Origin of the sequence: Ralstonia sp. 24A2, from assembly GCF_051783885.1 — a bacterium.
Taxonomy (GTDB): Bacteria; Pseudomonadota; Gammaproteobacteria; order Burkholderiales; family Burkholderiaceae; genus Ralstonia.
In genome coordinates this window covers 2050773-2074747 of the sequence record NZ_JBPVZD010000002.1, presented here as the reverse complement: position 1 = coordinate 2074747, position 23975 = coordinate 2050773, and the positions used below count along the sequence as shown (strand labels likewise).

26 protein-coding genes and 1 tRNA gene are annotated in these 23975 nt (G+C 62.9%); 11 read left to right on the top strand and 16 right to left on the bottom strand.

All coding sequences use genetic code 11. The annotated features are described in order from the left end of the window. Positions 1–27: 27 nt before the first annotated feature. The 9 genes from ACS13N_RS14575 to ACS13N_RS14535 all read right to left on the bottom strand — a co-directional run bounded on the left by ACS13N_RS14575 (position 28) and on the right by ACS13N_RS14535 (position 6864). Positions 28–1038 carry an inorganic phosphate transporter gene (locus ACS13N_RS14575; RefSeq protein ID WP_438932286.1) on the bottom strand — a complete coding sequence of 337 codons (1011 nt, stop codon included), beginning with the start codon at positions 1036–1038 and terminating at the stop codon, positions 28–30. A 14-nt stretch (positions 1039–1052) separates the two neighbouring features. After that, positions 1053–1679, bottom strand: coding sequence for a DUF47 domain-containing protein (locus tag ACS13N_RS14570; protein WP_438932285.1), 627 nt, complete (start codon positions 1677–1679; stop codon positions 1053–1055). Between the two features lie 149 nt (positions 1680–1828). Further along, positions 1829–3217, bottom strand: a complete 1389-nt coding sequence (locus tag ACS13N_RS14565; protein ID WP_027677550.1) for a replicative DNA helicase — start codon at positions 3215–3217, stop codon at positions 1829–1831. Between the two features lie 141 nt (positions 3218–3358). After that, a complete protein-coding gene (gene rplI / locus ACS13N_RS14560; RefSeq protein WP_048932203.1) occupies positions 3359–3811 on the bottom strand; it encodes a 50S ribosomal protein L9 in 453 nt (150 codons plus the stop codon). A 24-nt stretch (positions 3812–3835) separates the two neighbouring features. Next, positions 3836–4123 (bottom strand): 30S ribosomal protein S18, encoded by a 288-nt coding sequence (rpsR, locus tag ACS13N_RS14555; RefSeq protein WP_048932202.1) that lies wholly within the window; start codon positions 4121–4123, stop codon positions 3836–3838. A 3-nt stretch (positions 4124–4126) separates the two neighbouring features. After that, on the bottom strand, positions 4127–4453 hold the full coding sequence (priB, locus tag ACS13N_RS14550) for a primosomal replication protein N (protein WP_438932284.1): 327 nt from the start codon (positions 4451–4453) through the stop codon (positions 4127–4129). A gap of 41 nt (positions 4454–4494) precedes the next feature. Then, entirely contained in the window at positions 4495–4863 is a 369-nt protein-coding gene (gene rpsF, locus ACS13N_RS14545; RefSeq protein ID WP_039595966.1) for a 30S ribosomal protein S6, read from the bottom strand. A gap of 93 nt (positions 4864–4956) precedes the next feature. Next, on the bottom strand, positions 4957–5949 hold the full coding sequence (locus ACS13N_RS14540) for an asparaginase (RefSeq protein WP_438932283.1): 993 nt from the start codon (positions 5947–5949) through the stop codon (positions 4957–4959). Positions 5950–6087: 138 nt separating this feature from the next. Further along, positions 6088–6864, bottom strand: a complete 777-nt coding sequence (locus tag ACS13N_RS14535) for a ferredoxin--NADP reductase (protein WP_048932200.1) — start codon at positions 6862–6864, stop codon at positions 6088–6090. Between the two features lie 242 nt (positions 6865–7106). Here ACS13N_RS14535 and lexA point away from each other — a divergent pair, with 242 nt between their 5' ends. After that, a complete protein-coding gene (gene lexA, locus ACS13N_RS14530) occupies positions 7107–7760 on the top strand; it encodes a transcriptional repressor LexA (protein ID WP_438932282.1) in 654 nt (217 codons plus the stop codon). Between the two features lie 118 nt (positions 7761–7878). After that, positions 7879–8061, top strand: a complete 183-nt coding sequence (locus tag ACS13N_RS14525; protein ID WP_438932281.1) for a hypothetical protein — start codon at positions 7879–7881, stop codon at positions 8059–8061. A gap of 324 nt (positions 8062–8385) precedes the next feature. On the opposite strand, the gene ACS13N_RS14520 is transcribed toward ACS13N_RS14525, so the two are convergent. Continuing rightward, positions 8386–8697: a cupin gene (locus ACS13N_RS14520; protein WP_438932280.1), complete on the bottom strand. Its 312-nt coding sequence runs from the start codon at positions 8695–8697 to the stop codon at positions 8386–8388. 16 nt (positions 8698–8713) lie between these two features. After that, the gene (locus ACS13N_RS14515; protein ID WP_438932279.1) at positions 8714–10453 is read right to left on the bottom strand and encodes a dipeptidase; all 1740 of its coding nucleotides are present in this window, start codon (positions 10451–10453) and stop codon (positions 8714–8716) included. Positions 10454–10592: 139 nt separating this feature from the next. Between ACS13N_RS14515 and ACS13N_RS14510 the strand changes: the two genes are divergently transcribed. After that, positions 10593–10985, top strand: a complete 393-nt coding sequence (locus ACS13N_RS14510; protein ID WP_438932278.1) for a DUF4440 domain-containing protein — start codon at positions 10593–10595, stop codon at positions 10983–10985. A gap of 42 nt (positions 10986–11027) precedes the next feature. Here the strand turns inward: ACS13N_RS14510 and ACS13N_RS14505 are convergent. The 3 genes from ACS13N_RS14505 to ACS13N_RS14495 form a co-directional block, all read right to left on the bottom strand. After that, a tRNA-His gene (locus tag ACS13N_RS14505) sits at positions 11028–11103 on the bottom strand. A gap of 86 nt (positions 11104–11189) precedes the next feature. Then, positions 11190–12224: a tRNA dihydrouridine(20/20a) synthase DusA gene (gene dusA / locus ACS13N_RS14500; RefSeq protein WP_438932277.1), complete on the bottom strand. Its 1035-nt coding sequence runs from the start codon at positions 12222–12224 to the stop codon at positions 11190–11192. A gap of 43 nt (positions 12225–12267) precedes the next feature. Then, a complete protein-coding gene (locus ACS13N_RS14495; RefSeq protein WP_438932276.1) occupies positions 12268–13377 on the bottom strand; it encodes an enoyl-CoA hydratase/isomerase family protein in 1110 nt (369 codons plus the stop codon). Between the two features lie 148 nt (positions 13378–13525). On the opposite strand from ACS13N_RS14495, the gene ACS13N_RS14490 reads away from it, so the two are divergent. Continuing rightward, positions 13526–14431 (top strand): sterol desaturase family protein, encoded by a 906-nt coding sequence (locus tag ACS13N_RS14490; protein WP_438932275.1) that lies wholly within the window; start codon positions 13526–13528, stop codon positions 14429–14431. A gap of 4 nt (positions 14432–14435) precedes the next feature. Here the strand turns inward: ACS13N_RS14490 and ACS13N_RS14485 are convergent, their stop codons facing one another. Then, positions 14436–15305: a LysR substrate-binding domain-containing protein gene (locus tag ACS13N_RS14485; protein ID WP_438932274.1), complete on the bottom strand. Its 870-nt coding sequence runs from the start codon at positions 15303–15305 to the stop codon at positions 14436–14438. Positions 15306–15506: 201 nt separating this feature from the next. Between ACS13N_RS14485 and ACS13N_RS14480 the strand changes: the two genes are divergently transcribed. The 7 genes from ACS13N_RS14480 to metC all read left to right on the top strand — a co-directional run bounded on the left by ACS13N_RS14480 (position 15507) and on the right by metC (position 22061). After that, a complete protein-coding gene (locus ACS13N_RS14480; RefSeq protein ID WP_438932273.1) occupies positions 15507–16343 on the top strand; it encodes a transporter substrate-binding domain-containing protein in 837 nt (278 codons plus the stop codon). A gap of 15 nt (positions 16344–16358) precedes the next feature. Then, the gene (locus ACS13N_RS14475; protein ID WP_438932272.1) at positions 16359–17051 is read left to right on the top strand and encodes an amino acid ABC transporter permease; all 693 of its coding nucleotides are present in this window, start codon (positions 16359–16361) and stop codon (positions 17049–17051) included. Between the two features lie 4 nt (positions 17052–17055). After that, complete coding sequence (locus ACS13N_RS14470) at positions 17056–17748, top strand: amino acid ABC transporter permease (RefSeq protein WP_438932271.1); 693 nt, start codon at positions 17056–17058, stop codon at positions 17746–17748. Between the two features lie 20 nt (positions 17749–17768). Continuing rightward, positions 17769–18530, top strand: coding sequence for an amino acid ABC transporter ATP-binding protein (locus ACS13N_RS14465; protein WP_438932270.1), 762 nt, complete (start codon positions 17769–17771; stop codon positions 18528–18530). Positions 18531–18586: 56 nt separating this feature from the next. Continuing rightward, positions 18587–19180: a hypothetical protein gene (locus tag ACS13N_RS14460; protein ID WP_438932269.1), complete on the top strand. Its 594-nt coding sequence runs from the start codon at positions 18587–18589 to the stop codon at positions 19178–19180. Between the two features lie 92 nt (positions 19181–19272). After that, complete coding sequence (locus tag ACS13N_RS14455) at positions 19273–20847, top strand: rhodanese-like domain-containing protein (protein ID WP_438932268.1); 1575 nt, start codon at positions 19273–19275, stop codon at positions 20845–20847. Between the two features lie 26 nt (positions 20848–20873). Then, on the top strand, positions 20874–22061 hold the full coding sequence (gene metC / locus ACS13N_RS14450) for a cystathionine beta-lyase (RefSeq protein WP_438932267.1): 1188 nt from the start codon (positions 20874–20876) through the stop codon (positions 22059–22061). A gap of 74 nt (positions 22062–22135) precedes the next feature. Here the strand turns inward: metC and typA are convergent, their stop codons facing one another. Then, positions 22136–23956 (bottom strand): translational GTPase TypA, encoded by a 1821-nt coding sequence (gene typA / locus ACS13N_RS14445; protein ID WP_438932266.1) that lies wholly within the window; start codon positions 23954–23956, stop codon positions 22136–22138. Positions 23957–23975: the final 19 nt, after the last annotated feature.

The following is a 23975-nucleotide window of genomic DNA, read 5'->3' as shown; positions in this document are numbered from 1 at the left end:
GTTCTGTTTTCCGCGATGGGGATCGGCTTACAGCACGTGTCGGCCGATCCACCAGGCAATCGCCGCCATGAATGCAGACGCCGGAATCGTCAGAATCCACGCCCACACGATGTTGCCTGCCACGCCCCAGCGCACGGCCGAGGCCTTCTGCGCCGAGCCCACACCGACGATAGCGCCGGTGATTGTATGCGTGGTCGACACAGGCACCCCCAGCGCCGACGCAAGGAACAGCGTCATCGCACCGCCGGTTTCAGCGCAGAAACCGCCCACCGGCTTGAGCTTGGTGATTTTCTGCCCCATCGTGCGCACGATGCGCCAGCCGCCCATCAACGTGCCTAGGCCGATCGCCACGTAGCAGCAGACGATGACCCACACCGGCGGCTCAGCTGCAGTCGCCGAGGCGTAGCCACCCGCGATCAACAGCATCCAGATGATGCCGATGGTCTTCTGCGCGTCGTTGCCACCATGCCCCAGGCTGTACAGCGATGCCGACAGCAACTGCAGCCGCCGGAACCACCGGTCCACCTTGGATGGCGGCGTTCGGAAGAATAACCACGACACCGCCACCATCAGGATCGACCCGAGAATGAAGCCCAGCAGCGGCGAAATCAGAATGAAGGCGACAGTCTTAAGCAAACCGCTCGCCACCAGCGAACCCGTGCCGGACTTGGCCACGGCCGCACCAATCAGGCCGCCAATCAGCGCGTGCGACGAGCTCGACGGGATGCCGTAGTACCACGTGATGATGTTCCACGCGATGGCGCCCACCAGCGCCCCAAAAATGACGTAGTGGTCAACAATCGACGGATCGATCGTATCCCGGCCCACCGTGGTGGCCACCTTGAGATGGAAGATAAAAATGGCGATCACGTTGCAGGCTGCGGCCATCGCCACGGCCTGCTGCGGCTTGAGCACGCCGGTCGACACCACCGTAGCGATGGAGTTGGCCGCGTCGTGGAAGCCATTCATGAAGTCGAACACGATGGCCAGCCCCACCAGCAGGACGACCACCCAGAGACTGATCTGAAGCGTATGCATGAGGCGTCGTCTCGTCAGGCGTTTTCGAGCACGATGCCTTCGATGATGTTGGCGACATCCTCGCAACGGTCCGTGACGCTCTCCAGTTGCTCGTAGATCGCCTTCAACTTGATCAGCAGTTTGATGTCGTTTTCGGTGCGGAACAGCTTGGCCATGGCGGCGCGCATCACGCGGTCGGCCTCCGATTCGAGGCGGTCGATTTCCTGTGCGATGGTCAGGATCTGGCGGCCGTTGTTCATGTCGCTGAGCAGCGCCACGGCCTTGCGGACTTCCTCGCAACAGGCCACGCAAATCGTTGCGAGCTGGCGCGACTCGTCGGTTACGTTGGTCACGTCATACAGCGAGATGGTGAGCGACACGTCCTCCATGAGGTCGAGGATGTCGTCCATCGTCGTGATCAGCTTGTGGATCTCGTCGCGATCGAGCGGCGTGATGAAGGTCTTGTGCAGCAGCTCGACCGTGTCATGCGTGATGCGGTCGGCCTTCTTCTCGAAGTTCTGCACGTTGCGCGCATGCATTTCTGCATTGGGCAGGTCGTTGACCAGCTCCTTGAGCGCATGTGCTGCCTTGACGGCGCACTCGGCATGCTGGTTGAAGTATTCGAAAAACTTGCCTTCGGTGGGCATGAAGCGACCGAACATGATGATCCTTGAAAACGGAGGAATGCAGACGTCGTAAAAACAGCGCCGGACGGGATCACCGCGGGCGCTGTCATCAAAACGCAATATTTTACCGGAACCGAGCGCCCATCATGCGTGGCACGTTGTGGCAGACCGACAAGAAAAACAGATTACGTATCGTTGTCGAAGAAGGCGTTGCCACCGGTGAAGTTGTCGAACTTCGTATATTCACCCAAGAACGTGAGCCGAACGGTGCCGATCGGACCATTACGCTGCTTACCGATGATGATTTCGGCCGTGCCCTTGTCGGGAGAATCGGGGTTGTAAACCTGATCGCGATAGATGAACAGAATCACGTCAGCATCCTGTTCGATAGCGCCGGATTCACGCAAGTCCGACATCACCGGGCGCTTGTTCGGGCGCTGTTCCAGGCTTCGGTTCAGCTGCGACAGCGCAATCACGGGGCAATTCAGTTCTTTCGCCAAGCCCTTGAGCGAGCGCGAAATTTCTGAGATTTCGGTCGCGCGGTTTTCACCACCGCCCGAACCCGACATCAGCTGCAGGTAATCGATGACGATCAGGCCCAGCTGCCCGCATTGACGTGCCAGCCGGCGCGAGCGTGCACGCAACTCCATGGGGTTCAACGCGGGCGTCTCGTCGATGAAGAGCTGCGCGTCGTTCATCTTCTGAATGGCGTGCGTCAGGCGCGGCCAGTCTTCGTCGAGCAGACGGCCCGTACGCAAACGGTGCTGGTCCAGCCGACCGACTGAACCCAGCATACGCATGGCAAGCTGCGTGCCCGCCATTTCCATCGAGAACACCGCCACTGGCAGGCCCTGCTCCACTGCAACGTGCTCACCAATGTTCAGCGAGAACGCGGTCTTACCCATCGACGGGCGGCCAGCCACGATGATCAGGTCCCCGCCCTGCATGCCGCTGGTCATGCGGTCGAGGTCGACGAAGCCCGTCGGCACGCCGGTGATGTCGCTCTGGTTATCGCGGTGGTACAGCTCGTCGATACGCTCGACCACCTGCGTCAGCAGCGGCTGGATTTCCAGGAAGCCCTTCTGCCCGCGCGAGCCCTCTTCGGCAATCGCGAACACCTTGGATTCAGCCTCATCCAGCAGTTGGCGCACGTCGCGGCCCTGCGGGTTGAAGGCGCCGGCAGAAATCTCATCGGCAATCGTTACCAGTTGGCGCAGCACGCCACGGTCACGGACGATTTCGGCATAGCGGCGGATGTTGGCCGCGCTCGGCGTGTTCTGCGCCAGTGCGTTCAGGTAGGCCAGGCCACCCACCTCTTCCGCCTTGCCCGCCGCCTGCAGCTGCTCATACACCGTGATCACGTCGGCCGGCTTGGCCTGTGAGATCAGTTTGCCGATGTTGTGGAAGATCAGCCGGTGATCGTAGCGGTAGAAATCGTGCTCGTTGATGAAGTCGGCGATGCGATCCCACGCGGCGTTATCCAGCAGCAAGCCCCCGAGCACCGATTGTTCGGCCTCGATGGAATGCGGGGGCACCTTGAGGGAATCGAGCTGGGGATCGGAGGGCGCGTTCATGGCGGGATTATAGCGGCGCTGCTCGGTCTTCAATCTGAACCCCTGACACAAATGACAACAAAAAAGGCAGAGACTTTCGTCCCTGCCTTCTTGACTCGCTCCAGCCGGTTACCCGGGCGTCGCGAGATGCAGCGTACGTGCTTAGACAGTCTCGCCTTGCACCGACACGTTCACGTCGACGGCCACATCGGTGTGCAGCGACACGACGACCGCGTGGTCGCCCGTGGTCTTCAGCGGGCCGTTCGGCAGACGCACTTGCGCCTTCTCGACCTTGAAGCCTTGCGCAACCAGTGCGTCAGCGATGTCGTGGTTGGTGACGGAGCCGAACAGGCGACCATCCACACCAGCCTTTTGCGACAGTTGCAGCGTCAGGCCGTTCAGCTTTTCGCCTTCGGCTTGTGCAGCGGCCAGCTTTTCAGCGGCCAGCTTTTCCAGCTCAGCGCGGCGAGCTTCGAATTCCTTGATCGCCGAAGCCGTAGCACGGCGTGCTTGCTTTTGCGGGATCAGGAAGTTACGGGCGTAGCCGTCCTTCACACGCACCACGTCGCCCAGGTTACCCAGGTTGATGACTTTTTCCAGCAGAATGACTTGCATCGTTTTTCTCCTTATCCGCGCCGATTACTTCTTGTGCTGATCGGTGTACGGCATCAGCGCGAGGAAACGCGCGCGCTTGATGGCCGTATCGAGCTGGCGCTGATAAATCGCGCGCGTGCCGGTCAGGCGGGCCGGAGTGATCTTGCCGTTCTCGCCGATGAAGTCCTTGAGCGTTTCGACGTCCTTGTAGTCGATTTGCTCAACGCCTGCCACGGTGAAGCGGCAGAACTTCTTACGCTTGAACAGCGGGTTTTGCTGCGTGAAGCGCTTCTTGTTCTTCGCGTCGCGCTGCTTCTTGTTCATGAATGCCATGATTCAATCCTTTACGAATACGTTACATCCGGAGATGTGAAAGACCAGTGCCTTGCTGCTGCGGTGCTTGCGAGCCAGGAATCCGACGCAATCCAGGACGGTGCCCGGTGCGATGCGGTCCAGAACGGAGGCCATCTTGCCGGCACCCAGCGCTTCGATCGAAAACTCGACCTGTCGCGCCGTATGCGCTTCCATCGCCTGCCCGCTGTAGGTCAGCAAGCAATTGACGATGGGCACACCGGCTGGGGTGTATCGCATCACCTCGCGCTCGACCAGTGTGGCGACGAGCTGCAGGCGGTTGATGGCGTTGTCCCCGGGGTTTCCGTTCATGCTCGCGGCGCGTGATCAAACAGTCGCCGCACCGCGCGGCATCAGGCGGCCTGTTCGGTCTGAGCGGCGGCCTTCTTGGCCTCTTCGCGTGCCACTTCCTTCATCATCGGCGACGGAGCCGTTTCAGCCTTCTTGGTCTGAACGATGAGGTGACGCAGCACAGCGTCGTTGAACTTGAACGCGTGTTCGAGCTCAGCCAGGGTTTCCTTGCCGCACTCGATGTTCATGCACACGTAGTGAGCCTTGGCCAGCTTCTGGATCATGTAGGCCAGTTGACGACGGCCCCAATCCTCGACGCGATGCACTTGGCCGCCTTGCGTGGTGACCGTGCTCTTGTAGCGCTCGATCATCGCGGGCACTTGCTCGCTCTGGTCCGGATGGACGATGAATACGATTTCGTAATGACGCATTGACGTTCCTTATGGATAAAGCTGCCCGGGCGTCACACCCCGGTGCAGCAAGGTTGAATAGCCTGCCATTATACGCAGACTCAGCCGAAATTTTCAATATTGATCAATGACTTGCTGCAGGGAGGCAGTTTCTGCCTGAGCACGCCCGGCCGCGATGAGCAGCATCAGGAGCACGCGCGCCTTATACGGATTGAGCGTGCCCGTTGAGGCCCAGCCCTGCCCACCAGGTTGCGCCGGCACGACGCCCGCGCCCGTACGTGTGGAACGCAGCACAAAAACACCTTGCTGGCTGGCGCGCTCAAGCGCCACCTCCAGATTCGTGTGGATAGAGCCTGCGCCGGTGGCCGCAATCACCAACCCCTTCACACCGGCCGCGACCAGCGTATCGACCAGCCGAGCATCCGGTTGCGCATAGCTCGCCAGCACTTCCACCCACGGCCATTGACCCGCCGACGGCATCGGCAGCGCATCGGCCGAAGCCGGGCGCTGCGTCGCACGCGAGAACTGCACCTGCGTGTCCAACACGAAACCTACTGGCCCCCCCTCTGGCGAGACAAACGCCTCCACCGCGTAGGTATGCCCCTTCTGCACATCACGCGCTGCGTGCACGCGCTGGTTGAGCGCTACCAGCACACTCCGCCCACGCGAGGCCGGATGGGCCGCCAGACGCACAGCGTTCAGCAGGTTCAGCGGGCCATCCGCAGACAGCGATGTCGACGGCCGCATCGCCGCAGTCACAACAATGGGCGTGTCGCCCTGCTGCGTCAGGTGCAGCAGCATGGCAGTCTCTTCGAGCGTATCGGTGCCGTGCGTGATGACCACGCCATCCACGCGCTCAACGTCGATCCAGTGGCGGATCCGCGCGACCAGCTTTTCCCACACGTCGAAGGTCACGTCCTTGCTGTCGATCTGCGCGACCTGTTCAGCACGCACGTTGGCGATGCGCTCCAAGCCAAGCTTGCTGGCAGCGAGCAGTTGGTCGATGGGCACGGCGCCCGCACGGTAGCGGGCAGCGGAGCCGGCATCATCGGCAGACCCGGCGATCGTGCCGCCGGTGGCGAGGATGGCAATGGTAGGCAAGGACATCGTTGCAGACATGCGTGGTGGGCAAGGCGCGCATTGTATCCGCGCGCCCCGCCTTTGCCGACGCGGGATTGCCCTTGGGCGAGCGCCAAAGCAAAACACCGGCACACAGGCCGGCGTTTGCAGCAAAAGCAGCGTCGCTTACTTCTCGACGAAGGCGCGCTCGATCACGTAGTCACCGGCTTCGCCCATGCGCGGGGAAATCTTGAAGCCGCGCGCGTCGAGCAGCTTGCAGGTGTCTTCCAGCATGGCCGGGCTGCCGCAGATCATGGCGCGATCCACGGCCGGGTCCATCGGTGGCAGACCGATGTCGGCGGACAGCTTGCCGTTGTCCACCAGATCGGTCAGGCGACCCATGTTGCGGAACGGCTCACGCGTGACAGTCGGGTAATAGATCAGCTTCTCACGCACCTGGTCGCCGAAGAATTCGTTGTTCGGCAGTTCGCTGGTGATGAAGTCGGCATAAGCCAGCTCGCTCACCTGGCGCACGCCGTGCAGCAGTACGACCTTTTCGAAGCGCTCATAGGTGTCCGGGTCCTGGATGATGCTCATGAACGGCGCCAGACCGGTGCCGGTGCCGAACAGGTAGAGGTTCTTGCCGGGCAGCAGATCGTCCAGCACAAGCGTACCGACCGGCTTCTTGCTCACCAGCAGTTTGTCGCCCACCTTCAGGTGCTGAAGGCGCGAGGTGAGCGGGCCGTTCTGCACCTTGATGCTGAAGAACTCCAGATGCTCTTCATAGTTGGGGCTGGCGATACTGTAGGCGCGCATCAGCGGCTTGCCCTCGACTTCCAGACCGATCATGACGAAATGGCCGTTGTGGAAGCGCAGCGCCTGGTCGCGCGTGGTCTTGAAGCTGAACAGCGAGTCGTTCCAGTGATGGACGCTCAGAACGGTCTCTTGATTGAAAGCGGACATGGTGACGTTCGGGCCAGCCCAGGGAGGCTTTATGGCAGTGCAAAATCGGTCAAGGCCTTGATTTTATGCGATTCCCCTTAGCCGCGCCTGTATGGATTGCGCATAAGCTTCTAACCAGCCGCATAGGTTTTGACGTGGATCAGAGGTAACGGCGCGCTCATGCAACACGTCACAACAAAATCACTTGCGCTTCCCGCGTCACTGTATAAAATCACAGCACCTGTTCAGATATACAGTACTCCATGGCCACCCTCACCCCCCGCCAGCAGCAGATCTACGACCTGATCCGCCAGACGATCCAGCGCACCGGCTTTCCGCCCACCCGCGCCGAGATCGCCGCGGAGTTCGGTTTCTCGTCGGCCAATGCCGCCGAAGAACACCTGCGGGCACTGGCGCGCAAGGGGGTGATCGAACTGACGCCCGGTGCTTCGCGTGGCATCCGGCTGCGGGCGACGGGCGCAGATGCGAGCCACCACCAGTTCTCGCTACCGTCGATGGGGTTGATGCAGTTGACGCTGCCGCTGGTTGGCCGCGTGGCCGCGGGCAGCCCGATCCTGGCCGCCGAACATATTGATCGGCAATACCAGGTCGATCCGTCGCTGTTCTCTGCCCAGCCCGACTTTCTGCTGAAGGTGCGCGGCATGAGCATGCGCGACGCCGGCATCCTGGATGGCGACTTGCTGGCCGTGCAACGCGCCACCGAAGCCGCCAACGGCAAGATCGTCGTCGCACGCCTGGGCGACGACGTCACGGTCAAGCGCTTCCAGCGTAAGGGCCGCCATGTTGAGCTGATTGCTGAGAACCCGGATTTCGAGCCAATCCACGTCGATCTGGATCGCGATGAGTTCCACCTGGAAGGATTGGCTGTCGGCCTGATCCGGCCAGCTGCCCCGTAAGTCTAAGGCGCACGCGCGCCACTTCCTTTGCCGTTTTGTCCTACCCGGAGGTGAGCCGCTGGCTCGCCGGGGCGGCGTCTTGCCGTCCGTTTTTTCACCCGAACCCACGAGGTCTGCCATGCGACTCGGATCGATGTCTTCCCGCCGCCCGGTGCATCCGGTGCCCTTCCGCCAAACCCAGGGCGTGCGCATCTATCAGGGGGAGCAACGCCGCACGATGGTCGGCAGCATGGCCGCGATCTGCCGCATGCTGGACGCCATTCCGGCAGCAGCGCGCCCGGCGGGCGCCGAACGTTGTTGACGCCAATGCATCACGTTGCAGCACCGATCAGGGCAATCCCCAATGCTGCCGCCGCAACTGATTTCATACACTGGCCGGGCCCTGAGGACAGGGCTTTCTTCAACTGATTTTCGGCCCGCCATTTGTGCGGGCTGTTTTTTCAGTCCGCATGTTGATGCAGCGCCACATTCGCGAATGTTTCGCTGGCAAAACGGACGTTTACCCGGATTTTGTTTGGCGTGCGTGACAGTAGTATTGCTAGTGCCCTCAGGGGCAATTGAGATCGCTGAATTCGAAGCCCGCTGACTGCGGGCTTTTTTTTTTGCGCTACACCGCCGGCCAACGCTAAACGCTGCCCGCCTTCTCCACTACGAGAATCCGCGCCGCACCACGCGGATGTGCCACATGCTCGCAGCCGATACCTGCAAAGAAGATGTCGCCCGGCTCCAGCACTGCAACCTTCTCCTCGTCGGCTTCTCGATAGTGCATATCGACGGCACCGTCGAGCACCACGAAGACCTCCTCGCCATCGTTCACATGCCAGCGGTAAGGCTGATCAGCCCAATGCAGGCGCGTCGTGATGCCACCCATGTTGGCAATGTCGAGCGCGCCCCAAGCACGCTCTGCTGTGAACGACTTGGCGCGGATGATCTTCATGGCGATCGTGCGACAGTTACTGCATCGACGGTAGGTTGCCGATGCGCACCAGCATCTCGGTGAACATCTGCATGTCCAAGTCGAGATCCGGCACTTCCTTGTACTCGTTGGCGTTGTGCGCGGTGTACTTCTTGCCGGGCATGGCCGGGCCGAAATTGATGGCATTCGGCATCAGCTTGGCGGTCGTGCTGCCAGCAGTCGGCACGGGCTTGGCGTCCAGGCCCGTCGTGTCGCCGTAGATGTTAAGCAGCGTCGACAGCCAGGCGCCCTTCGGATCGCGCGCCATCCAGTTGCCCTGGTCGTAGTTGATTTCCAGCGCGACGTGGTTGGCGTTGGCCCACGCGTTGATCTTGCCAGCGATCTCGCCGCGCAGCGCGTCGGGTGTCTTGCCACGCGGCATGCGCACGTTGGCAGTCACCTCCACGCGGCCGTTCTTGTCACCGATCACGGTAGGCGAGATGGTGAGCGGGCCCATGAAATCGTCCTTGTAGGCGACGCCGATAGTGTTGCCCAGGTAGTCGGTGCCGTAGAGGTCGGTCAGGTAGCGCACGGCATGGGCGTAGGCATTGTCGGCCAGGCCCAGATCCGCCGCGCGCAGGAACAGCGCCAGGCGCGGTAGCGGATTCACGCCCTCTTCCGGGCGCGAGCCGTGCGCCGAGGTACCAGTAACCTTCACGACGATGCTGTCTGCGTTGCGCGTGATGTCGATCGAGAACTTGCCCTGCGCTGCCAGGCTACTCACAAAGGCATCGCGCTTGGCTTCAAGCGCGGCGGCAGCCACGCCCAGATCACCACCCTTGAGCGTGGCGGTCGCCGTCTGCGGGACAGAACTGGCCGACGCCGCACCCGTCATCGAAGCAATGGCCGTGCGGGATGCATCGCCAGCCTGCGCGGGGAAGAACACCTTCAATGCGCCCGTGCCCTTCTCGGCCACCACGGCCGGGTACTTGCTGTCGAGCACGATGTTGTACGCGGGCAATTGCGTACGCTCGCGGTAGTACTTCATGCCATCGCCGCCGGTTTCTTCGGTGGTCTCGATCATCAGGCGGATCGTGCGTGCGAGCGGCACGCCGCTGTCCTTGACCGTCTTCATGGCGTACAGCGCGGCGGCGATCGAACCCTTATCGTCAATGGTGCCGCGGCCGTACAGCAGGTTGCCGACGCGCGTGACCTTGAACGGATCGAGCTTGGTGCCGTCGCCGAGCACCCATTCCTCAGCCTTGGCGGGCACGACGTCGGCATGCGTCAGGATGCCGAATTCGTCCGAGCCGGTACCAGGCAGCGTGACTTCAAACACGCGGTTGTCGACGTTGCGGTACGTCAGGCCAAAGTCATGCGCCATGCCCTCGACCAGCTTGCCGAACGCCACGATGGCGGGGTTTTCGTATTGCGGAATCTTGTCGTCGCGCACCGTGGGCAGCGCGACCATCTTTTCGATCGAGCCGATCACGGCCTGCTGGTTGTGCAGACGGTTGTACACGCCGAGCAGGCGGCCGATGTTGACGAGATCGTCGCCCGTCAGCGCAGCCCTCTTCTGATACGCGGCAATGCTGCCTGCAACCTGCGGATCCGCCTTGGCAGCGGCAGCCAGGAAGCTGTTCAGATCAGCCGAAGCCTTGGATTGCTCGGCCGCAACCAGCGCGTCGAGTTGAGGTTTCTGGAGCGTGGCAGCGAAGGCGCCGGCGCCAAACGCGAGCGACAAAGCGACCGTCAGCGAGGACAGACCCATATGGACAGTGCGGGCAGTGCGTTGCATTGAAACGTTTCCGAGAAAGGCGAAGGCGCCATCATAGGGGCGATGCCTGACGCGCGCATTGTGCAGCGCCGCAACCCTGACTGCTCGGGCCATGCAGCGATGCGCGTTATGCTTGAATCTTTCCCAGGAGGCTCGCCACATGGAACCGTGTCTGGACACCGCCCCCACGCTGCTCGACGTACTGGAGGAGCTGCGTAAGCGCGAACCCATCTTCCATCGCCCCGAATTCGGCACGCGCCGCGAAGATTTCGAGCGCATGACTACGGAGGATTTCTGGGAAGTCGGCGCCTCAGGCCAGCGCTACAGCCGCAGCTACGTGCTCGGCGTGCTGGATGCCCGCCATGGACACATCGGGGAGGAGTTCTGGCAAACGCGGGACTTCCGCTGCCAGGAGATCGCGCCGAACAACTACCTGCTGACGTACACGCTGGTGCAATCGAACCGCACGACGCGCCGGTCAACACTTTGGCGACGCACGGTGGATGGCTGGAAGGTCGTGTACCACCAGGGCACGGTAGTCGCAGACGCCTGAACGCAAAAAAGCCCGCAAAAAGCGGGCTTTTCTACAAATCTTTGGGGTGACCGATGGGATTCGAACCCACGACAACCAGAATCACAATCTGGGACTCTACCAACTGAGCTACGGCCACCATTGCACAACCAGTCAGAGCTGACTGATTCGCGAAAAACGAGATTATACGGGTATTCTTTCGGTGTGACTAGGGGGTGGTGCAATTTATGCTGCGACCGCCTCCTCGCCCGACTCTTCACCCCGCCGCAAGTGCGTGCGCGCCTCATCAAACAACGCATGTGCACCTGCCAGCGTCTTGACGCGACCAAGCGCCTTGGAGTCCGACAGCACACGCCGCCAGCCGCGCGCACCCGCCACACCGCGATATAGCCCCAGCATGTGCCGCACCGCCGCGCCGGCATAACCACCCCGCTCCACCCAGCGGCCGACGTAGGCAATCATGGCGTCCTCGATCTCGGCGCGCGTGAGGGCTTGCGTGCCCGCGTCGTAATAACGCGCGTCAAACGCGGCCATCAGATGCGGATGGTGATACGCCTCGCGGCCGATCATCACGCCGTCGATGTGCGCGAGATGCGAGTCGATCTGCTCCAGCGTCTGTACGCCGCCATTGAGCAGGATCTCCAGATGCGGGAAATCGCGCTTGAGTTGATAGACGACCTCATAGCGCAGCGGCGGAATCTCGCGGTTTTCCTTCGGGCTCAAGCCTTTGAGGATGGCATTGCGCGCGTGGACGATGAACGTCTCGCAACCGGCCTCGGCGATGGTGCCGACGAAATCGCGCACGAAATCGTAGGTTTCAATCGTATCGATGCCAATGCGGTGCTTGACCGTGACGGGAATCGACACGGCGTCACGCATCGCCTTGACCCCTTCGGCCACCAGCTTGGGCTCGGCCATCAGGCACGCGCCGAACGCACCACGCTGCACGCGCTCGGATGGGCAACCGCAATTGAGGTTGATTTCCTTGTAACCCCATTGCTGGCCGAGGCGTGCGGCCTGGGCCAAGTCGCCAGGTTCGCTGCCGCCCAACTGCAGCGCGACCGGGTGCTCGACCTCGTCGAAATCGAGGTGGCGCGGCACGTCGCCGTGCAGCAGCGCGCCGGTGGTCACCATTTCCGTATAGAGCCAGGTGTGGCGCGAGATCTGGCGATGAAAAAAACGACAATGGCGATCCGTCCAGTCCATCATGGGTGCGACGGACAGGCGGCGCGGGTTCGGTGTGGGGCGTTCAGCAGTCACAGCACAATCAACAGTTCAATTCAGGCGCGCAGTTTACCGGCTTCTAGTCCGACAACCCCAGCAGCGGATGCTGCTCGCGGCGCCACGGCGAGACAAAGAACGCGGCCACTTCGTCATCGCGCACAGTGTCGATGCTCGCATGCTTCCACTTGGGCGAATGATCCTTGTCGACGGCGAGTGCGCGAATGCCTTCGATACCGTCACCCTCGGCAAATACGTGCGTCATCATGTCCAATTCGCGACGCAGTTCGTCGGCCAGCGTGGCGTGGCGGCCACGGCGGATCAGCTCCAGCGTCACAGCCATCATCAGCGGCGAGCGTTTGGCCATGTGTGCGGCGGTCTGCGCGGCCCACTCGGCGTCGGTGCTTGCGGCCAGATCGGCCAGGATTGCGGGAACGGTAGCCCGGCCAAAACAGGCATCGATCGCGGCGCGATGCAGGCCAACGACAGCCTTGGCGGCGTCCGGCTCAGTCGCAGCTTCGGTAAAACACGTAGCGATCTGCGCTGCGCTGCTCCAATTGCCATCACGCAAGCGCTGCACGATGGCAGCCAACGCCTCGGTCGTGACGTGGCAATCCGCCAAGCCAACCGACAGCGCATCCGCCGCTTCGATCATCTGCCCGGTCACGCCCAGGTATTCGCCCACGTGGCCCGGCACGCGTGCCAGGAACCAGCCGCCGCCCACATCCGGGAACAGGCCGATGTTCGTTTCGGGCATGGCCATCTTTGTGCGCTCGGTCACCACACGCAGCGATGCGCCCTGCGAGATGCCCATGCCGCCGCCCATGACGACGCCATCCATCAACGCGATGTAGGGCTTGGCGTAGCTGAAGATCAGGTGGTTGAGGCGGTACTCCTCGGTGAAGAAGGTGACGAGCTGCGGGTCACCCGCCGTGGCGGCGCGATGGAAGAAGCGGATGTCGCCGCCCGCGCACAGGGCCTTGCCGCCCTCGCCGCGCAGGATGACCGCGTGGACTTCTGGATCATGCTGCCAGGCCATCAGCGCATGCGACATCGCGCGGATCATCTCCAGCGACAGCGCGTTGAGCGCCTGCGGCCGGTTCAGCGTCAGCCAGCCGATGCCGCCGCGTACTTCAGCGATCACGTTGGGTTGGGCGTCAGTCTGGGGCGCGGCGGAAGCAGTGGATTGCATGTCTCTCGTGTTGTGTTTTGGGAATGACGGGTCGCACTGTACACGACGCGCTCCTTAAGCGAGGAAGGGCTCTAGCCCGCCCCCTTTCGCGGCGCAAGTGTTGGGCGTATATCTGCCGGTTGGAGACAACACACATCACAACAATCCGATGACCCCTGCCAACGGCGCCCCGGGCGCGTCCAGTTTTGACCCGGGCCTGATCCTGCTGGCCTTTGCGCCGGTCTTCCTGCTGACCATCGGCGCGGAAGCGTGGTACTGGCGCAAGCGCGATCCCTCCATCTACAGCTTCAAGGACACCGTTTCAAACGCATGCCTCGCGCTCATGCACCAGGCATCTGACGCGTTCTTCCTGTGGCTGATGATCAAGACGGTGTATTCGTGGACGTACAGCCACGGCCTGCGTGCGGTGCCTGAGACGTGGTGGTCGTTCGCGCTGCTCCTGCTGCTGCAGGATTTTCTGTACTACTTCTTCCACCGCGCCAGCCACCGCGTGCGCTGGATGTGGGCGTCGCACGTGACGCACCATTCGTCGGAAGGGATGAATTTTTCGACCGCGTTCCGCCAGAGCCTGACCTATCCGATTTCCGGGATGTGGTTGTTCTGGATTCCGCTTGCGTGGATTGGCTTTACGCCTGACTGGGTGATCCTGGCCGTCGGCTTGAACCTGGCGTTCCAGTTCTTCGTGCATACGCGGCTGGGTGCGCTGGATTCGCGCTATGCGGGCTTTTGGCGCTGGCTGGGGCAATACGTGAACACGCCGTCGGTGCATCGCGTGCACCACGCCAAGAACCCGCAGTACATCGACCGCAACTACGCCGGCGTACTGACCATCTGGGATCGCATGTTCGGCAGCTTCGTCCCCGAGGAAGACGCGCCCATCTTCGGCATCACGCGACAAGTGCACACGCATAACCCACTCACCCTCACCTTCCACGAATGGCGCGACATGTGGGGCGATGTGTTCCGCGATCGGGACTTGCGCTACCTGTGGAAGCCGCCCGAGTGGCGCAGCCCTCGTTCGGCAGTGACCGCCGAGGCAATGCCACTCACATGAGCGCTCACATGAACGGCGGACCGAAGCGCGTCGCGACGCTGTCGGTGGAATCGAACAGATCCCGCAACACCGCACTGGTGCACGTCGGCTGCACATACAGGTAGAACGCCACTTCCGGCAGACGCGGCAAGCCATCTGCCTCGGTCAGTACGCGCATGTTTGCATCGAGCAATTCGGTCGTGCGCGCCGTCACGCCCAGCCCCGCGCTGATCGCAGCCTTGATGCCCGTAAGCGTGGGCGACAGATAGCTCGTGCGCCATGGAATGTGGTGCGCATCCAGGCACTCGATCGAGAGCTGGCGGAACAGGCTCAGCTCATCAGCCATCACCAGCGGCACCGGTGCGGCGGGGTTGAAGATGAAGTCTTCCGCGCAGATCCACACCATGGGCGACGTGCGCAGCTTGATGCCGGGAAACGCATCGTCATAGCGCGTAGAGATCGCCAGATCGAGCGTCTTGTCGCGCAGCGCGTCCATCAGGAACGGGCTGCGGCCGACGTTGATTTCCATCTGCAGTTCCGGCGACAGCTTCGACAGCCGCCGCAGCAGATTCGGCAGGATCGAATCCGCCACATCGTGTGGCGAGCCGATGCGGATTTTTTCGATCGGGCCGCCCGTCTGGATCACCTGCACGGCCTGGTCATTGAGCGCCAGGATCTTGTGCGCGTAGGCGACGAGCCGCACGCCGTCCGGCGTCATCATCTTGTGGCGACCGCGTTTTTCGAACAGCGCGCAGCCCATTTCCTCTTCCAGCCGCTGCATTTGCTGTGTCACGGCGGACTGCGTGCGCCCCACCCGTGCCGCTGCCGCGGCAAACGTCTCGTGCTGCGCAATCGCCACGAAGGTGCGCAGCAAATCGATGTCCAGATTCCGCATCTCGATCCCGATACTTCAGAAGGCCTAATGAATCCGGGCCAAAAATTAAATTGTTCTGTTCAATTTTGGCCGATAACCTGCCTGAAACACAAATAACACTGAACGAATAAACGTTCGGGCAGACACCCAAGCCGCTGGGCATGCGGTCCGGCCTCGCGAATCGGCGGGTCAGGCAATCGGTTTCATACAAAGGAGGAAACCATGTGGGTATGGAAATGGGCGCAGGCCGCTGCGGCTCTGGCGCTGGGCACCGTGGGCGTAGCAAGCGTGGCGCATGCCGACGCGCTGACCGACATCAAATCGCGCGGCACGCTGGTCTGCGGCACGCAGAACGCCAGTGAGCCGTATGCCTTTCCTGATGCCACCACGCGGCAGATCGTCGGCTTTGATGTGGATGTGTGCAGTGCACTGGCCAAGGGCCTGGGCGTCAAGCTGGAGCACCGCGCGCTCTCGACCGATGCCCGCATTCCCGAGCTGAAAACCCATCGCGTGGATGTGCTGGCCGCCGCCGTGGCATGGATGCCGGCACGCGCCGCGCAGGTCGATTTCAGCAACCAGTATTTCGTCGCGCCAATCCGGGTGCTGGTACGTGCGGATTCGCCCATCCAGACGCTGGATCAACTTGCCAACAAGAAGATCGCCGCGTCGGAAGGTTCCAGTTCGGCGGCGGTGTCGGTAACGCGCCTGCCGGACTCGCACCTGCTGACCTTCCACGATATTTCGTCGGCATATCTAGCCCTGCAGCAAGGCAAGGTCGACGGCCTGGTGGCAGGGCAACTGGTGCTGGCGCGCTTTGCCAACGAGGCGGCGCAGAAAGGCGGCCAGCAATATCGCCTGCTGACGGCGCCCGTCTATGAAGAGCGCTGGGGCGTGGTGATGAACAAGAACGAGCCCGCGCTGATGGCGGCCGTCAACAAGGTGCTGGCGGACTACGACCAGTCCAGCGGCCTGCAGACGAGCTTCGACAAGTGGCTCGGCGCCAAGTCGGTCTACAAATTCTCGCGCGACTACAAGGTCGAACCGATCAAGCCGCAGTAAGCCAGGGCGGCCGACATGTTCGATCTCTCGTTCCTGTTAGAAGACGGCTACCTGCGCCTCTTCCGGGACGGCATCCTGACCACGTTGCGTCTGTTTGTCGTCTCGGGCCTGCTGGCCATCGTCGTTGGTGTCACGCTGGCCACGCTGCGCGCGCTGCCGGTGCGTGCGTTCAAGGCGTTCGTCATCGTGTTTGTCGAATACCACCGCAACGTGCCGATGCTGGTGCAGATTCTGGTGTGGTACTTCGGCGTGCCGCAGTTGCTGCCGGAGTCACTCCGGGAGTGGATCAACGCCGGCAACACGGAGTTCTTCTTCGCGGCGATTGCCCTGGCGCTGAACTCCGGCGCGTTCATCTCCGAAGATCTGCGCTCCGGCCTGCGTGCGATTCCGCATACGCAGCAGGAAGCGGCGTGGTCGATCGGGCTGACGCATCTGCAGGCGCTGCGCTACGTGATCCTGCCGCAGGGGATTCGCGTGGCGCTGCCGGCGCTGCTCAACCAGGCGCTGCTGTTGTTCAAGAACAGCTCGCTGGCGATGGCTATTGGGGTGCACGAATTGCTCTACCGCACGCGGCAGATCGACAACCTCACCTTCCGCACCTTCGACGTGTTCCTCATCGCGACGCTGCTGTATCTGCTCGGCACGCTGGCGTTGATGTCGCTGTCGGAGCGCGTTGCCAAGCGTCGTACGACGCCGCTGGGGGTCTGACACCATGCTTGAAATCCTGCATGACTATCTGGCGTTGTTCCTGGTCGGTGCATGGCCGAATGGTCCGCTCGGCGGCGTGGCCATCACGCTGGTGCTCTCGGTGCTGGGGCTGGCGATGTCGTTTCCAATTGCGGTGTTGATCGGTCTGGCGCATGTGAGCCCTTGGCGTTGGCTGCGTCGCATTGCCGGTGTGTGGTCACGCCTGGTGCGCGGCATTCCGCTGCTGATGATCATCTTCTGGGCGTACTTTGCGGTGCCGCTGCTGGTGGGCAAAGAAGTGTCGGCGTTCACCACGGCCGTCTGCGCCATCATCGTCTACGAGAGCGCATTTCTCTCGCAGATCGTGCGCGCCGGGCTCGAAGGTCTGCCGCGCGGACAGATGGAAGCGGCCCGCTCGAACGGCCTGTCGTGGCTGCAGAGCATGCGCTACGTGCAACTGCCGCAGGCGCTGACCAACATGCTGCCGTCGATCGTCAACCAGTTCGTGTCGATCATCAAGGCGACGTCGCTTGCCTATGTGATTGGCGTGCCGGAGCTGACGTACTCGGCCGCGCAGGTCAACACCATCACGCTGACCAAGCCGCTGGAAACCTTCCTCGTGCTGGCCGCCTTCTACTTTGTGCTGTGCTTCGCCATCTCCCGCTTTGCCGGGCAGCTGGAGCGCCGCATTGCCCGCCATCGCGCCGGGCTTGCCTGAATCGCCGGAGAACTCATCCCATGCTGGCATTTGAAAAAGTCGACAAGTTCTACGACGACTACCACGCGCTCAAAGGCATCGACGCCACCATCGAACGCGGTGAAGTCGTGGTCGTGTGCGGGCCGTCGGGCTCGGGCAAATCCACGTTGATCCGCACGGTTACGCGGCTGGAAGCCATTCAAGGCGGATGCATCCGCTTTGACGGGCGCGATGTGCATGCACGCGACATGCGCGTCAATCAACTGCGCGCGCGCATCGGCTTCGTGTTCCAGAACTTCAACCTGTTCCAGAACCTATCGGTACGGCAGAACCTGATTCTCGGGCCGACCAAGGTGCTCGGCATGTCGCGCGACGAGGCCAACGCGCAAGCCGAAACACTGCTCGCCAAGGTCGGTCTCGTGCACAAGATCGATGCGATGCCCGCCAACCTCTCGGGCGGTCAGCAACAACGCGTGGCCATCGCGCGTGCGCTGGCGATGAAGCCGCCCCTCATGCTGTTCGACGAGCCAACGAGCGCACTCGATCCCGAGATGGTGCAGGAGGTGCTGCACGTGATGCGCGAGCTGGCCGACGACGGGCTCACGATGATGATCGTCACGCACGAGATGGGTTTCGCGCGCGATGTATCAAGCCGCGTCTGGTTCATGGATCAGGGCGAGTTGCTGGAGGACTCACCACCGGATCAATTCTTCAGCCGCCCGAAACACGCTCGCGCGCAGCGCTTTCTGCAAGACGTACTGCGCCCAACGTTCTCGGCCCCGCCGGCCGCGCTCGTCGCCTGAAACACACAACCACAACAACCAACCAACGCGCCCCAATTCGTCAGGAGAATCCAGCCATGTCTACGTCTCTTCCACAACAACGCCAATCGGCTGTGAACGATGCCATCTCGGCCATGAAAGCCGCGCTCGCGCCCGAAGGCGAAACGCGCCCCGCGTTGGCGGACGTACTCGAACAAGTCAAAGGCCTCGCCGCGCGCACGGAGCTTTGGCAGGAAGCCGACTTCCCGCCGCCGACCGACGGCGAGCTGCAAGCCCGTTACCTGATCCACGAAGATGCGGATCAAACCTACGCGCTGTACCTGAACGTCATGCGCCCCGGCAAAAAGATCACGCCGCACAACCACACCACGTGGGCCTGCATCGCCGCGGTGGACGGCACGGAATACAACTACATCTACCGCCGCACCGACGACCGCGCCACGCCCGGCGTCGGCACGCTGGAGATGACGGACACCGTCGTCGTCGAACCCGGCAGCGGCATCGCGTTGGCGGCCGAAGATATCCACGCCGTCGAGATCAAGGGCGACGCGCCGATCCGCCATCTGCACATGTACGGGCGCGCGCTCGAAACGCTGAGCGAGCGCATCACGTTTGACCTGGCGACGGGCAGCTACCAGACCATGGGCATCGGCGTGAAGACGCGCCGCTAACCCGCCCGACTCAACCCAGAACGCGTTGCTTGAAATCCGCGCTGCGTGCGCGGAGGGCTTCGCTCACCCTTTTGATTCGATTCCGTATCGATATGACCTCGTTCGTTACCGCCCAGACCCTGAAAGCGTGGCTGCACGACGGCGCCGAGATCGCGCTGTTCGACGTGCGCGAGCACGGCCAGTATGGCGAAGCCCACCTCTTCTACGCCATCCCGCTGCCCTACAGCCGCCTTGAGATCGATGCCCCGCGCCTTGCGCCGCGCCGCGCCGTGCGCCTGGTTGTCTATGACGACAACGACGGCGTTGCCGCACGTGCCGCCGAACGCCTGGCCGCCATCGGCTACACCAACGTGCACGTGCTGCAAGACGGCGCGCAAGGTTGGACGCACGCTGGTTTCACGCTGTTTGCCGGCGTCAACGTGCCGTCCAAAACGTTCGGTGAACTTGTCGAGATGGCGTATCACACACCGCGCGTCACCGCGCGCGAACTCGCCGCCATGCGCGAGCGCGGCGACGATGTCGTCATCCTCGACGGCCGCCCGGTGAGCGAATACCTGAAGATGACGATTCCGTCGTCGATCTGCTGCCCGAACGGCGAACTGGGGCTGCGCATTCGCGAACTGGTGCCGGACACGTCCACGCCCATCGTCGTCAATTGCGCGGGCCGTACGCGCAGCATCATCGGCGCGCAGACGCTCATCAACCTGGGCATTCCCAACCCGGTGATGGCGCTGGAGAACGGCACGCAAGGTTGGTATCTGGAAGACCTGCCGCTGGAACATGGCAGCACGCGCCGTTACCCCGACATCGTCGCGCCGGCCACCATCAAGAACATGCGCGAAGCCAGCCAGCAACTGGCTGCCCGCTTTGCCGTGCCCGAAGTGGATGCGGCAACGCTCGCGCGCTGGGCCGCGCAAGGCGAGCACAGCGTGTTCCTGTGCGATGTCCGCACGCCCGAAGAATTCGCTACCGGCAGCCTGCCGGGCGCACAGCATGCGCCGGGCGGCCAACTGATCCAGGCGACCGATCAGTACGTGGGCGTGCGCCATGCCCGCTTGGTGCTGTTCGATGCCGACGGCGTGCGTGCGCCGATCGTCGCGAGCTGGCTGCGGCAACTCGGCCACGATGCTTATGTGCTGCAGGACGGATTGACCAGCGATGCCGCGCTGCCCAGTCCAGCGCCCGCGTTGCTGCAACCGTTGCCGGAGATCAGCGTGGATGCACTCGCCAGCGCGCTCGCAGCCGGCACCGCACAGGTGATCGACCTGCGCCCGAGCATGGCCTTCCGCCGCGCGCATGTGCCGGGCGCCACGTGGGCGATTCGACCGCGCCTGCCGGCACCGGCCGCTGACCGCGAGACCGTACTGATTGCCGATGAGCCACGCATCGCAGAACTCGCTGCCGCCGAGTGGCAAAACGCGTCGCGCGTCAGCGTACTCACCGGCGGCTTTGCCGCATGGACGGCCGCCGGCCACGCCACCGAAAGCGCCGACAACGTCCCACCCGACGCCGATTGCATCGACTATCTCTTCTTCGTGCATGATCGGCATGACGGCAACAAGGCTGCGGCCCGGCAATACCTCGCCTGGGAAACTGGCCTGCTCGCCCAGCTCGATGCGCAGGAACTCGGCGCCTTCCGCGTGGGCGCCAGTGCCGCGCAGTCATGACACGCAATCAACGGGATCTACGCACCATGTCATCGCAGAAAACGGAGCCCCGGCTCGCCACGCGCTTGGTCAAGGGTGGCACCTCGCCTGCCTTTGAAGGCGGCCGGGCCGTCAACCCACCGGTCGTGCGCGCCTCCACGGTGTTGTTCGATTCGATGGACGCCATGAACGACGCGCGCCGCCGTCGCGGCACCGAGCGCATGTTCACCTACGGCGCACGCGGCAACCCGACGGGCTTCGCGCTGGAAGACGTCGTCGCGCAGCTCGAAGGCGGCTATCGCGCGCGGCTGTTCCCCACGGGCCTCGCCGCCATCTCGATGGTCTTCCTGGCCTTCGCCCGCCCCGGTGATCACGTGCTGATTGCCGATTGCGTCTATCAGCCGCTGCGCCACTTCGTCGATACGTTCCTGCGGCCCTGGGGCGTGGACGTGACCTACTTCCGTGCAGACGGCACTGACGCCGCACAACAGATCCGACCGACAACCAAGATCGTCTACGTGGAATGCCCCGGCTCGCTCGTCTACGAGATGTGCGATCTACCCGCGCTGGCCGAGATCGCGCATCGCCATGGTGCGCTGGTCGTCGCGGACAACACCTGGGGCTCGGGCGTGCAATACCGCCCGCTCACACTCGGCGCCGACGTGTCGGTCATGGCCGCCACCAAATACCTGAGTGGCCATTCCGACGTGATGATGGGCACCGTCACCACCACGCAGGCTTGCTGGCAACCGCTCGCCATGATGTCCGACGCGCAGGGTGTTGCCGTCAGCCCCGACGATGCCTACCTCGTGCTGCGCGGCACGCGCACGTTGGGCGCGCGCCTTGCCATGCATGAGCGCCATGCGCTGGAAGTCGCGCATTGGCTCGTATCCCGTCCGGAGGTCGCACGCGTCTTCTGCCCCGCCCTTCCCGAAGACCCGGGCCACGTACTGTGGCAACGCGATTGCACCGGCACCAACGGACTGCTCTCGTTCGAATTTGCCCAGGGTGACGCGCAAGCCGCCGGGTGCTTCGTCGATGCGCTCACGCTGTTCGGCATCGGCGCTTCGTGGGGCGGCTTCGAGAGTCTGGCGACGGTCAGCAACGTGGTCGGCACACGCACCTGCACGGACTGGTCTCTGGCTGGCCCGATCGTCCGCCTGCACATCGGCCTGGAAGACCCGCAAGACCTGATCGACGATCTGACACAGGCGTTCGCACGCTTGCGGTCATAACGCGCCGCGCTGTTTCCGGACAAAAAAAACGCCCCGAAACCTCGGGGCGTTTTTGTTGGCAGATCGACTGGCGATCAGACCGCTTCTTCACGCGATGCGCGCTTGCGCTCGTGTTCCTTCAGGTGGCGTTTGCGCAGGCGGATGCTCTTCGGCGTGACTTCCACCAGCTCGTCATCAGCGATGAATTCCACCGCGTATTCCAGCGACATCTGGATCGGCGGCACCAGGCGCACGGCTTCGTCGGTACCCGAAGCACGCACGTTGGTCAGCTGCTTGCCCTTGATCGGGTTGACGACCAGGTCGTTGTCGCGGCTGTGGATGCCGATGATCATGCCTTCGTACAGTGCATCGCCCGGCGACACGAACATGCGGCCGCGATCCTGCAGCTTCCACAGTGCGTAGGCCACGGCAGCGCCGTCGTCCTGCGAGATCAGCACGCCGTTGTGGCGCTCGCCGAGGTCGCCTTCCTTGACCGGGGAGTAGTCGTCGAAGATGTGGCTGATCAGGCCGGTGCCGCGCGTCAGCGTCAGGAATTCGCCCTGGAAGCCGATCAGGCCACGGGCCGGGATGCGGTATTCCAGACGCGTACGGCCCTTGCCGTCCGATGCCATGTCGAGCAGCTCGCCCTTGCGGCGGCCGAGTTCTTCCATCACGCCGCCCTGGTGGCCGTCTTCCACGTCCACGGTCAGGCGCTCGAACGGCTCGTGCTTCACGCCATCGATTTCCTTGAACACCACGCGCGGGCGCGACACGGCCAGCTCGTAGCCTTCGCGGCGCATGTTTTCCACCAGAATCGTCAGGTGCAGTTCGCCACGGCCCGACACTTCGAAGATCGTGTCGTCGCCGGTGTCCTTCACGCGCAGTGCCACGTTGGACTTCAGCTCGCGGTCCAGACGGTCGCGCAGTTGGCGGCTCGTCACGAACTTGCCTTCGCGGCCAGCCAGCGGCGAGGTGTTGACGCAGAAGTTCATCGTCAGCGTCGGCTCGTCCACCTTCAGCATCGGCAGCGCGTCCTGGGCGTCCGGCGCACACACGGTGCAGCCGATACCCAGCTCTTCAATACCGTTGATCAGCACGATGTCGCCGGCTTCTGCTTCCGGCACGATCTCGCGCTCCAGGCCGCGGAACTTCAGCACCTGGTTGACGCGACCCTTGATCGGCGCGCCTTCCGGGCCGAACTTGACCACCACATCTTGCAGCGGACGCACGCGGCCACGCGTGATACGGCCCACGCCGATCTTGCCGACGTAGCTCGAGTAGTCCAGCGAGATGATCTGCAGCTGGAGCGGGCCGTTCGGGTCATCGTCACGCTGCGGCACCTTCTCGAGAATGGTCTCGAACAGCGGCTTCATGTCGCCGCTGCGCACGTCGTCGGTCAGGCCGGCGTAACCGTTCAGGCCCGAGGCGTACACGATGGGGAAGTCGAGCTGCTCGTCAGTGGCGCCCAGCTTGTCGAACAGCTCGAAGGTCTCGTTGATCACCCAGTCCGGACGTGCGCCCGGGCGGTCCACCTTGTTGACCACGACGATTGGCTTCAGGCCGAGGGCCAGCGCCTTGCGCGTCACAAAGCGCGTCTGCGGCATCGGGCCTTCTTGAGCATCCACCAGCAGCAGCACGCCGTCGACCATCGACAGCACACGCTCCACTTCACCGCCGAAGTCGGCGTGCCCCGGCGTATCGACGATGTTGATGTGCGTGCCGTTGTATTCGACCGCGCAGTTCTTGGCCAGGATCGTGATGCCGCGCTCTTTTTCGATGTCGTTCGAATCCATCACGCGCTCGGTGAGCTGCTCGTTCTCGCGGAACGTACCGGCTTGGCGGAGGAGCTGGTCGACCAGGGTGGTTTTGCCGTGGTCAACGTGGGCAATGATGGCGATGTTGCGAAGCGCGCGCATGGGATGTGAACTCGAAAAG